Genomic DNA, 7,132 nt, shown 5'->3' with positions numbered 1-7,132 from the left:
AGCCGGCGGGCGGCGTGCACGGCCTCACCACGGACGTAGATGTAGGCCCGGTTGGCGCGGATCGCGTATGCCGCGATGATGCACCCCTCGACCAGCGAGTGCGGGTCGTGCGTCATCAGCGGCAGGTCCTTGCACGTGCCCGGCTCGCCCTCGTCGGCGTTGACCACGAGGTAGTGCGGCTTGCCGTCGTTTTGCGGGATGAAGCCCCACTTCAAACCGGTCGGGAACCCGGCACCACCGCGCCCGCGCAGCCCGGAATCCTTGATGAGAGCAATCAAATCATCGGGGTGTACCGCCAACGCCTTCTTCGCCGCGGCATAACCGTCCAGCTGCTCGTAGACGTCGATGCGCCACGCATCCGGAGACAACCAGCGCTTCGTGAGCACCGGCGTGAGCTTCTCGTAGACACTCATTTCTTTTGCCCCTGCGGGATGGGAGTGTTGATGTCGTACCCCTTCGGGCTGATGCCGTGCTGCTGGGCCAGGCGCAGGCCGGCGAGAGTCGGTTCGCCCGGCACGCCGTCGGCCACCGCGCCCTCGCGCTCATCGGCGAAACCGGCCAGCTGCAACGACATCTCCTTGAGCGTGCAAAGCCGGGCGCCCCGGCCGGGCTTGGGCCGCTCCCCGTCCAGCAACTGCTCGACCAGCTCGATGGCCCCGGTCGGGTTCACGTTGTCGAAGAAGTCGTAGTTGACCGTCATCACCGGGCCGTAGTCGCAGGCGGCCAGGCATTCGGCGTGCTCCAGTGTGATCTTGCCGTCGGCCGTGGTCTCATCGTGGCCCACGCCCAGCCGCTCGCTCACCGCGTCGTAAACCGCTTGGCCCCCAAGCACATTGCACATGGTGTTGGTGCAGACGCTCACCAGGTAGTCGCCGGTGGGCCGGCGCTTGTACATGGTGTAGAAGCTCGCCACCGCGCCCACGTTGGCCTTCGTCAGGCCCAGCTGCTCGGCGCAGAACGCGATCCCGGCCGGAGACACGTAGCCCTCCACCGATTGGACCAGGTGCAGCAGCGGCAGCAGCGCCGAACGCTCGCGGCCCTCGGGATAGCGGGCGATGATCTCCTTCGCCCGGTCGTGAATCTCTTGACTGAACACATCTGTCATCGGTCACACCCACCCATAACCGGGTCTAGAGAGGCCCCGCCTGCGATCACGTCGGCCAGCAGGCCGCCCTCGGCCATGGCCGGAATCGCTTGCAGGTTCACAAAACTGGGCTCGCGGTAGTGCACGCGGTACGGCCGCGTGCCGCCGTCGGACACCGCGTGGATGCCCAGCTCGCCGCGCGGGGACTCGATCTGCACGTAGACCTGGCCCGCGGGAACCCGGAAGCCCTCGGTGACGAGCTTGAAGTGGTGGATCAGCGATTCCATCGACTGGCCCATGATCTTCGCGATGTGCTCCAGCGAGTTGCCGAGCCCGTCCACGCCCACGGCCAGCTGGGCCGGCCATGCGATCTTCTTGTCCTCGATCATCACCGGGCCGGGCTTGAGCCGGTCCATGCACTGCTCGACGATCTTCAGCGATTCGCGCATCTCGGCGAGGCGCACCTGGTAGCGGGCCCACACATCGGCGCTGGTCTGGGTCGGCACGTCGAACTCGTAGGTCTCGTAGCCGCAGTACGGCATGGTCTTGCGCAGATCCCAGCCGAGGCCCGCGCTGCGCAGCACCGGGCCGGTGATGCCCAGCGACATGCAGCCGGTCACGTCGAGCACGGCCACACCCTGCGTGCGCGCCTTCCAGATGGGCTGCCCAGACAGCAGATCCTCGTATTCCCGGATCCGCTTCGGCATGAAGCCCAGGAACTCCCTGATCTTCTTGATCGCCTCCGGCGGCATGTCCTGCGCCACCCCGCCCGGCCGGACGTAGGCCATGTTCATGCGCAGGCCGCTGCACAGCTCGAAGATGTCGAGGATGAACTCGCGCTCGCGGAAACCGTAGATCATCATGGACAGCGCGCCGAGCTCCATGCCCGTGGTCGCCAGCCACACCAGGTGCGACGAGATCCGGTTGAGCTCCATCATCAGCACGCGGATCGTGTTGGCCCGCTCGGGAATCCGGTCGGAGATGCCGAGCAGCTTCTCGACCGCGAGGCTGTAGCCCGTCTCGTTGAAGATGGGCGCGAGATAATCCATCCGCGTGACGAACGTGGTGCCCTGGATCCAGTTGCGGTACTCGAGATTTTTTTCAATACCCGTGTGGAGGTACCCGACGACGAGCCGGCAGTCCGTGACGGTCTCGCCCTCAAGTTCGAGCACGAGCCGCAGCACACCGTGTGTCGAAGGGTGCTGTGGACCCATGTTGACTACGATCTTCTCGTCGTGGATCGGGTCGGTACCCGAGACCACGTCGTCCCAGTCGCCACCCGTGACGGTGAAGACCTTGCCCTCGGTGGTTTCGCGTTCCGGTGCGTAGCCCACGTTTTCGCTCACTTGTATGCCCTCCGCTGGTCCGGCGGTGGAATCTCCGCGCCCTTGTACTCGACCGGCACACCGCCGAGCGGGTAGTCCTTGCGCTGCGGGTAGCCCTCCCAGTCGTCCGGCATCAGGATGCGGGTCAGGTTGGGGTGGCCCTCGAAGATGACCCCGAACATGTCGTAGGTCTCGCGCTCCTGCCAGTCGGCCGTCGGGTAGACGGAGGTGACGCTGGGCAGGCGCGGGTCGTCCGCGGTCACCGCGCACTCCAGCCGGATGCGGCGGCGGTAGGTCATGGACGTCAGCTGGTAGACGATGTGCAGCCGGCGCTCGTCGGTGCCCAGGTAATCCACCCCGGACACGCTCGACAGCAGCTCGAAGCGCAGCGCCATGTCGTCACGCATGGTCTGGCATACCTCGGCGATCTTCGACGGCACAATGTGCAGGGTGAGCTCGCCCCGGTCGACCACGACGCGTTCGAGCGCGTCGCCGAGCCCGGGGTAGGCCTCCTCAAGCGCGTCAACGATTTCGTCGAAGTCGCCGCCGTAGGGCCGTTGCGCCTCAAGGACCGCGGAGCGCCGCCGCACGAGCCCGCCGAAGCCGGACGTGTCACCGGTGCCGCCCACACCGAACATGCCTTTTGGTTCAGAGCTCATGCCGAAGCCTCCGTTCGGAAGTGTCCACAGAAGCGAAACTCATCGGCCTCGCCATGCGGCACGTCAACTCGCCCGCGCAAGCGCTCGCTCATGCGCGCGTCCCCGTCTCCCGCTCCATCCACTTCTGAATGCGCAGCTGCTCCTCGCGCCCCTCGGCCGCGGCCCGCTCCCACTCGGCGCGCAGCTTGGAGTTGAAGCGGTAGCTCGACGGCATCGCACCGACCGGGACGACTGGCTTGCCCTCGCGCGCCTCCTTGGCCTCAAGCATCTTGCGGCCACCGGCGCCCAGCGGCTCGTGCATGATCTTGTCGTGCAGCTTGAGGATCGCGTCGAGCAGCATCTCGGGCCGGGGCGGGCAGCCCGGCAGATACATGTCGACGGGCACGATGTGATCCACACCCTGCACGATGGCGTAGTTGTTGAACATGCCGCCCGACGACGCGCACACGCCCATGGACAGCACCCACTTCGGGGCGGGCATCTGGTCGTAGATCTGGCGCAGCACGGGAGCCATCTTCTGGCTCACGCGGCCGGCCACGATCATGAGGTCGGCCTGGCGTGGCGAGGCGCGGAACACCTCCATGCCGAACCGGCCCGTGTCATAGCGGGCCGCACCCGTGGCCATCATCTCGATGGCACAGCATGCCAGCCCGAACGTCGCCGGCCAGAAGCTCGCCTTGCGGGTCCAGTTGACCAGGCCCTGCACGGTGGTGAGCAGAATGCCGGACGGAAGCTTTTCCTCAAGTCCCATAGTCAGTCCCAGTCCAGACCGCCGCGCCGCCACACATAGGTGTAGGCAACAAACACGGCCACAATGAAGAGCACCATCTCCACGAACCCGAAGAGGCCGAGCATGTCAAAGCTGACCGCCCACGGGTACAGGAAAATGATTTCAATGTCGAAGATGATGAAGAGCATCGCGGTCAGGTAGAACTTCACCGGGAAGCGTCCACCGCCGATGGGTTGCGGCGTGGGCTCGATGCCACACTCGTAGGCGTCAAGCTTGGCCCGGTTGAACCGGCGCGGCCCGACAAACGGCGCGATCGCCACGGAGAAGAGCCCGAAGGCGGCCGCGAGCGCAAAGAGCCCAACGATGGGTATGTATGCGGAGAGCGACACGATCCCACTTCCCCTTACACAGCCGGTGCCACACGTGTCATGGCATTGATGATCCGATCCATGGCGTCGCCACCTCGCGGATCGGTGAGGTTCGCCAACAGCTTTAGCACGAACCGCATCAGCGTCGGATGCGGCAGGCCGTGCCTGGTGGCGAGCTTCATGACGTCCGGATTGCCAATCAACTTCACGAAGACGCCGCCGAGACGGTAGTAACCCCCGTAGCGGCGCTTCAACTCGGTCGGGTAAGCCTGCAACGCCAACTCGCGGGCGTTTCCACGCGGGCGGGCCAGAGCCTGCAGGCCGATCTCGGCGGCGAGCTGACCGGACTCCATCGCATAGGCGATGCCTTCGCCGTTGAAGGGGTTCACCATGCCGCCACTGTCCCCAACCAGCATCAAACCACGCGCGTAATGCGGGGTCCGATTGAACCCCATGGGCAACGCGGCGCCCAGGATCTTGCCGTCGGCGTTGGCCTCGTCGCCCAGCCCCCACTCGTGCGGGGTGGCGCCCAGCCAGTCGACCAGCATCTCGCGATAGTTGGTCTGCTGATAGGCCTTGGACGAGTTGAGCACGCCCAGGCCCACATTAACCCGGCCGTCGCCGAGCCCGAAGATCCAGCCGTAGCCGGGCAGCAGATTGTCGCCGGCCTCCTTGGAGCGCAACTCGAGCCACGACTCCAGATAGTCGTCGTCTGCCTTCACCGGGCAGCGGTAGTAGCGCCTGACGGCAACGCCCATCGGGCGGTCCTCACGCTTGGCCATGCCCAGCGCGAGCGCGAACCGGGCGGACACGCCATCAGCGGCGATCACCAGCGGGGCCCGGAACGTCTTCGGGCCGGCGGGCGTCTTGACCTCAACACCAACAACCCGGCCCTCGGTGTCGAGGACCGGGCCCGTGACGTTGTGGTTCGTCCGCAGGAGCGCCCCGGCGGCTGCCGCCTGCTTGGCGAGCAGGTCGTCGAAGTCCATCCGGGTGCGTACGAGCCCGAAGTCCGGGTAGGTGGCGAGGTCGGGCCACTTGAGCTCCATCCGGATCCCGCCGCCGATGACCCGTAAGCCCTTGTTATGCAGCCAGCCCGCCTTCTCCGACACATCAACACCCATGTCGATGAGCTGCTTGACCGCGCGCGGCGTGAGACCGTCGCCACACACCTTCTCGCGCGGGAACTCGGTCTTCTCCAGCAGGAGGACGCGTGCGCCGTGCTTGGCCAGGTGGTACGCGGCGGCCGAGCCGCCCGGCCCGGCGCCGATCACGATCACGTCCGCGTCGGGCTCGCCCCCGGCGGAAACGATCGCCGGCTCCTGAGTCATGGTCACCTCCCACGCCGCCTGTCCTGCTCGCTTAACGCTCGTGAAAGTCTTCACAAGCGGTCCGGCGTGCAGTCTAGGCCTGTTCCCAGCCCCGCCGCGAGTTAGGCGAACCTAACCTCCCGGCCCGGGGCCGACGCCCAGCAAACCCTGCTTCATGGCCTCGTGATCAATGCACAGCCTGTGGATGGCTCTCAGAGCAGCGTGAGTTGGGTGGGCGCCGGGTCGGTGACCGGGGTCTCGCGCGGGGGTTGGTCGCGGTCCACGATGCCGTGCCTGCGGCACGCACGCCGGACCCGGGCCGTCACGAGGCGCTGATAGTCCTTGCTCGCATAGGCCCGGTCGCCGTAAACCCGTTGGTACAGCGGTAAAAGGTCGGGCCGCTCGGCACTGAGCCACCCCATGTACCACTCACGGGCGCCCGGACGCAGGTGCAGCACGATGCCGGTGATGCTCGCCGCCCCGGCCGACGCCAGCGCCTCGACCGTCGCGTCGATCTCCTCGTCGCTGTCGGTCAGCCCCGGCAGGATCGGCGCCATCAGCACGGGCACTCGCATGCCCGCCGCCGCGAACTGCCGCACCGCCTCGATCCTCCGAAGTGGACTCGGCGTGCCCGATTCGACCACGCGCCAAAGCTTCTCGTTGAGGAACCCGATCGAGAACGCCACCGAAACCCGCGTGCGCCGCGACGCCTCGACGATGATGGGCAGGTCGCGCAGGATCAGCGTGCCCTTGGTGAGGATGGAGAACGGGTTGCGGAACTCCGACAGCGTGGACAGGATGCCCGGCATCAGCTCGTAACGCCCCTCGGCGCGCTGATAGCAATCCACATTGGTGCCCATCGCGATGAGGGCCCCGCCCCACCGGGCCGACGACAGCTCGCGCCGCAGCAGCTCGACCGCGTTGACCTTCACCACGATTCTGGCGTTGAAGTCGTGGCCGTAGTCGAGGTCCAGATAGGTGTGTGTGTTGCGGGCGAAGCAGTTGTGGCTGATGACCCCGTTGGCGATGAAGTCGCCCGTGCCGGTGGTGATGTCCCACATCGGCAGGTCGCGCCCGAGCGGCTCGATCGACACCACCTCCGCCAGCCCGTCCTCCGCGTCCTGCGAAGTCGGCAGGCCCACCAGCAGGTTGCCCACCGTCAGGTAGGGCCGCTTGGGCGTGCCGTCGATCACATTGGCGACGTGCTTCCACCCGCGGCTGGTCAGGAACCGGTGATCACCGCTGGCGACCAGCCTGCGCCCGTCTTTGAGCAGCACGCGATAGCCGGGCTTGATCGAGGGCCACTTGGCGAGCACGGTGGTGACGGTCTGGCGCAGGATCTGGCCGTCGCGCACGGTGCCGACCACCTCATCACCGATCTCAAGCGCCTGCAACGGTTTGGTGCTCCGGTCGGCCATCAGGATCGGGGTGTCGCCGAGCAGGCAATAGGTGCACGCATGGGTGCACCCGCGGTAGGGGTTGATGGAGTATTCGAAGCCGAGCCGGCTGTGCCCGAGCCGGTTGATGATCGACTTGGCGCGCACCTCGTAGAAGGTCATCCCGGCGAACCCGGGGGTGTCGAACGTGCGCGTGACCGCACCGGGCAGCGTCGGCTGCGCCTCGTCCTCGTCTACTAAAGTCCAGCGCACAGCCACT

The 7,132-nt window shown here is 66.6% G+C and carries 6 protein-coding genes and 2 pseudogenes; all 8 read right to left on the bottom strand.

Going from position 1 to position 7,132, the window contains the following annotated elements:
* A pseudogene (locus DM816_RS08850) lies at positions 1-413 on the bottom strand (NADH-quinone oxidoreductase subunit F); the annotation flags it as partial.
* Between the two features lie 17 nt (positions 414-430).
* Positions 431-1,105: pseudogene (gene nuoE, locus DM816_RS08845) on the bottom strand (NADH-quinone oxidoreductase subunit NuoE); the annotation flags it as partial.
* Entirely contained in the window at positions 1,102-2,418 is a 1,317-nt protein-coding gene (locus tag DM816_RS08840) for an NADH-quinone oxidoreductase subunit D (RefSeq protein WP_117209667.1), read from the bottom strand. The pseudogene nuoE and the gene DM816_RS08840, both read right to left, overlap by 4 nt.
* An 8-nt stretch (positions 2,419-2,426) precedes the next feature.
* Positions 2,427-3,068: an NADH-quinone oxidoreductase subunit C gene (locus tag DM816_RS08835; RefSeq protein ID WP_117209660.1), complete on the bottom strand. Its 642-nt coding sequence runs from the start codon at positions 3,066-3,068 to the stop codon at positions 2,427-2,429.
* A gap of 88 nt (positions 3,069-3,156) precedes the next feature.
* Entirely contained in the window at positions 3,157-3,819 is a 663-nt protein-coding gene (locus tag DM816_RS08830) for a NuoB/complex I 20 kDa subunit family protein (protein ID WP_117209659.1), read from the bottom strand.
* 2 nt (positions 3,820-3,821) lie between these two features.
* Complete coding sequence (locus DM816_RS08825; RefSeq protein WP_117209658.1) at positions 3,822-4,187, bottom strand: NADH-quinone oxidoreductase subunit A; 366 nt, start codon at positions 4,185-4,187, stop codon at positions 3,822-3,824.
* Positions 4,188-4,201: 14 nt separating this feature from the next.
* Positions 4,202-5,497: a geranylgeranyl reductase family protein gene (locus DM816_RS08820; protein WP_117209666.1), complete on the bottom strand. Its 1,296-nt coding sequence runs from the start codon at positions 5,495-5,497 to the stop codon at positions 4,202-4,204.
* Between the two features lie 191 nt (positions 5,498-5,688).
* On the bottom strand, positions 5,689-7,125 hold the full coding sequence (locus DM816_RS43660) for an Rv2578c family radical SAM protein (protein ID WP_246001730.1): 1,437 nt from the start codon (positions 7,123-7,125) through the stop codon (positions 5,689-5,691).
* Positions 7,126-7,132 lie beyond the last annotated feature (7 nt).

Origin of the sequence: Allorhizocola rhizosphaerae (assembly GCF_003426775.1) — a bacterium.
GTDB classification, from domain to species: Bacteria; Actinomycetota; Actinomycetes; order Mycobacteriales; family Micromonosporaceae; genus Allorhizocola; species Allorhizocola rhizosphaerae.
This window is presented reverse-complemented; position numbering and strand designations above follow the sequence as displayed.

Coding starts and splice junctions, on each gene's coding strand:
- DM816_RS08835 (WP_117209660.1), bottom strand. CDS start 3,068: ATGAGCTCTGAACCAAAAGGCATGTTCGGTGTGGGCGGCACCGGTGAC.
- DM816_RS08830 (WP_117209659.1), bottom strand. CDS start 3,819: ATGGGACTTGAGGAAAAGCTTCCGTCCGGCATTCTGCTCACCACCGTG.
- DM816_RS08820 (WP_117209666.1), bottom strand. CDS start 5,497: ATGACTCAGGAGCCGGCGATCGTTTCCGCCGGGGGCGAGCCCGACGCG.